Source organism: Jeotgalicoccus sp. S0W5, from assembly GCF_011634875.1.
Classification (GTDB): domain Bacteria; phylum Bacillota; class Bacilli; order Staphylococcales; family Salinicoccaceae; genus Jeotgalicoccus; species Jeotgalicoccus marinus.
Window position 1 is genome coordinate 1 of sequence record NZ_SIRQ01000017.1, and the last position, 3,537, is coordinate 3,537.

Annotated in this window: 3 protein-coding genes and 1 pseudogene; all 4 read left to right on the forward strand. The window is 33.0% G+C overall.

Going from position 1 to position 3,537, the window contains the following annotated elements:
• The first annotated feature begins 375 nt into the window (after positions 1–375).
• Complete coding sequence (cidR, locus tag EYB29_RS09875; RefSeq protein ID WP_010529476.1) at positions 376–1,260, forward strand: cidABC operon transcriptional activator CidR; 885 nt, start codon at positions 376–378, stop codon at positions 1,258–1,260.
• A gap of 154 nt (positions 1,261–1,414) precedes the next feature.
• Positions 1,415–1,801: a CidA/LrgA family protein gene (locus tag EYB29_RS09880; RefSeq protein ID WP_026867301.1), complete on the forward strand. Its 387-nt coding sequence runs from the start codon at positions 1,415–1,417 to the stop codon at positions 1,799–1,801.
• Entirely contained in the window at positions 1,798–2,481 is a 684-nt protein-coding gene (locus tag EYB29_RS09885) for an LrgB family protein (protein WP_008592735.1), read from the forward strand. The genes EYB29_RS09880 and EYB29_RS09885 overlap by 4 nt, the downstream gene beginning before the upstream one ends.
• Positions 2,482–2,593: 112 nt before the next feature.
• Positions 2,594–3,304 (forward strand): annotated as a pseudogene (locus EYB29_RS09890) (thiamine pyrophosphate-binding protein); the annotation flags it as partial.
• Positions 3,305–3,537 lie beyond the last annotated feature (233 nt).

Here is a 3,537-nt window from a genome sequence, read left to right on the forward strand (position 1 = left end):
GCGAACACTGACATGATAAATTAGTGGTTAGCTATATTTTTTTACTTTGCAACAGAACCGAATTATGAGTATTACTTGGCAAACAAGTTACGTCCACAAATTATTTCATCAGTTGAAGCCAAAGTTGCCTCATAGATCATTTTGTTACGCTTATTCATCAAGGACTTCCCCAATAACATCGGTTGAATACTCTAATTGTAACCCAAGGCTTCACTAATCGCTAAATCACTATCGTATCACCAGAGTGTAAAATTGGAAGTCTCCTAGCGCCACTAATTTAGATGACCTAAATTATAGGGATTTACCATGCCATTCATAACCTGTTTACTTTATGATAATATCTTCATTAAGCATCTGAAACACAGGAGGAATAATATGGATATACAACACATGGTCTATTTTGTTGAAGTTGTAAAACAAGGAAGTATGACTAAAGCATCGGAAAAACTATTTATCGCCCAACCTACTATCAGTAAAACGATTAAAAACTTAGAGGATGAATTGCAATTAATTTTATTTGATCGAAGCAAAAAAAGTTTAAAACTAACAGATGCAGGTAAAATCTTTTTTGAACAATGTAATGAAATTGTAAATTTATACAAAGACTTACCAGTTGTGATGGATAATTTACTTGGGGTTAAAACTGGACATCTCAAAATTGGTCTTTCTCCAATTATGAATGTTAAGAAACTCATAAAAATTTTAGCCGATTTTCATAATTGCTATCCCAATATCACTTATGAGCTTATCGAAAATGGTGGAAAAACAATAGAGCAAAGTATTCAAATTGATGAACTCGATGTTGGAATTACTGCTTTACCTGTTGATGATCGTCTTTTTCAATCCTTTCCATTTTACGAAGAAGAATTAAAACTTGTTGTAAATAAAAATCACCCTTTAGCAGATAAAGAAAAAGTGTCTTTAATACAACTAGAAAATGAAGGCTTTATATTATTTAACGAAAATTTTTATCTGAACGACATAATAACTGACTCTTGTAAACGCGCGGGCTTTATACCTCATATTGTTTCGAAAATTTCTCAGTGGAATTCTATTGAACAAATGATTATTGCACAAATTGGTATTGGTATCCTTCCTAAAAGTATTATTGAAATGCTAAGTGACGATGTTCGAAGCGTTAGTATCGAGTCGCCATCTATTGTATGGCAACTTGGTGTGATATGGAAAAACAATAAATACATGAATTTTGTCACTAAAGAATGGCTTCACTTTATGCAAAAACAGCTGGATTCAAAATAGAAGATATCGCTTACATAGATAAACGTAATATCTATTATGACAAACCACTATTTTTGTAATAACATGTTCCGTCTTATAATGAGTATGTAAACAAAACGAGGGAGGAAGAATTAAGGATTTTTTAGAAGCAAAAGACAATAAGGAATGAAGCCGAATGTTATTTAAGTTTTTTAGAATTCTGTCACAGATTTCCATAATATTTTTAATCACCGCGTTAGGTAATAAGATACAAAGTGTGTTACACATACCAATTGCCGGAAGTATTGTAGGGTTAGCGACTTTCTTTTTATTACTTCAATTCAAAGTGATACCTGAAAGATGGGTTCAAGAAGGGGCTAATATATTATTAGGTACAATGGCTCTCTTTTTCATTCCCTCTATAGTTGGAGGTATGAACATCATTGAACAAATCAACCTTAATTACTTAATATTTATCGCTTTAATCATATTAGGTACATGTATTGTTGCGTTAGCATCTGGTTATTTGGCCGAAAAAATGGTGCAAAAATGGACACCTAACGAAAAGCATGATTCACCATGATTTTAACGGGCTTTATGATGGTTATTTTAACAATATGTATGTATGTCATTGCACGCTATATCCAGAACAAATTCAACTATTCCATACTGAACCCGGCACTGATTGCATCACTGGCAATCATCTTCATTTTAATTATATGCGGCCTTGATTATAAAGATTATATGATTGGCGGCCAATGGATTTCCAAATTTTTAGACTGTACCGTTGTATGTCTAGCTTACCCATTATATAAATATCGACATATGATAATGCGTAATCTTAAAGTCATAATGACCAGTGTGGTATTTGGTATTTTACTTAATTTTATCATTATCTATTTCGTTATGAATTTATTTGGATTTTCAAAACAAATGATTGTTACATTGCTGCCGCGTTCCATTACGACAGCAGTTGGAATTCAAGTATCCCACCAAATGGGAGGATTAGAAACACTTAGCATTATCTTTATTATAGCAACCGGATTAATAGGGAGCATATTAGGTTCTTCTTTAATAAAGATAGGTAACTTCCAAAGCTCAATTGCCAAAGGATTAACTTATGGTAATGCATCCCACGCCTTTGGTACCGCAAAAGCACTTGAACTGGATTTAGAGTCTGGTGCTTTTAGTTCAATTGGTATGATACTCACTGCCGTTTTAAGCTCAATATTTTTGCCTTTTATCATCACATTATTCTATTAATTCCTTGTTGAAGTAATTTTAAATAACGGTAGTGCACGTTAATCCCTTGATGCATAATTGAATACGCAAATTGGCACACTAAATCAAGAAAAATAAAGGAGTAAATGTATGTATGCCTAAAAAAATCAAAGCAAATCACGCATTAATCTCAGCCTTGAAAGCATGGGATATTGATCATGTATACGGAATTCCAGGAGATTCCATTGATGCGGTCGTTGATGGATTAAAAGTTGTAGAAGATGAAATTGATTTTTATCATGTTAGACATGAAGAAGTAGCAAGTCTGGCCGCCTCCAGTTTCACAAAACTGACTGGTAAAATCGGTGTGGCATTAAGTATCGGGGGCCCTGGAGCTATCCACTTAATAAATGGAATGTATGATGCAAAACTGGACAACATCCCTCAATTAATATTAGCTGGTCAATCTGACAGTGATGTTCTCGGTACAAAAGCATTTCAAGAAACAAATCTTACGGAATTGTTCAAAGATGTTGCTGTCTATAATAAACAGATTAAGGAACCGGAAACTATCTTTGAAACAGTAAATGAAGCAATTCGTACTGCATATGCCAAAAAGGGTGTAGCTGTGCTTGTATTACCAAATGATTTATTAACTCAAAAAATTGACGACCATACAGATAAAAAAATAGATAAGGAGCCACCTGCACCAAAGAAACCATCAGTTGAGTCTATTCAAGATGCAGCAAAACTGATTGAAAATAGTAAAAAACCTGTTATGTTAATTGGTTTAGGTACCAAACATGCAAAAAAAGAATTACGCATATTTATTGAAAAAGCAAAATTCCCATCGATTATTACCTTGACCTGGTACCTCCTAAGTTTACAGATGAAATAAAAAATCTGTAGACTTAGGAGGTACCAGGTCAAATCTATAAGCATAGGATTTTATAGTATTTGGTGATCTATTTATAGTATCTAAAAACTTTAAATACTTGTTTACATATAAAAAAGGAATGCCTTCATTAGAGGTTAAAAGGTTCTGTTGCAAAGTTGAATTTATAGTATAATTTTAACAAAAAGGAGTCTTCTGTATGA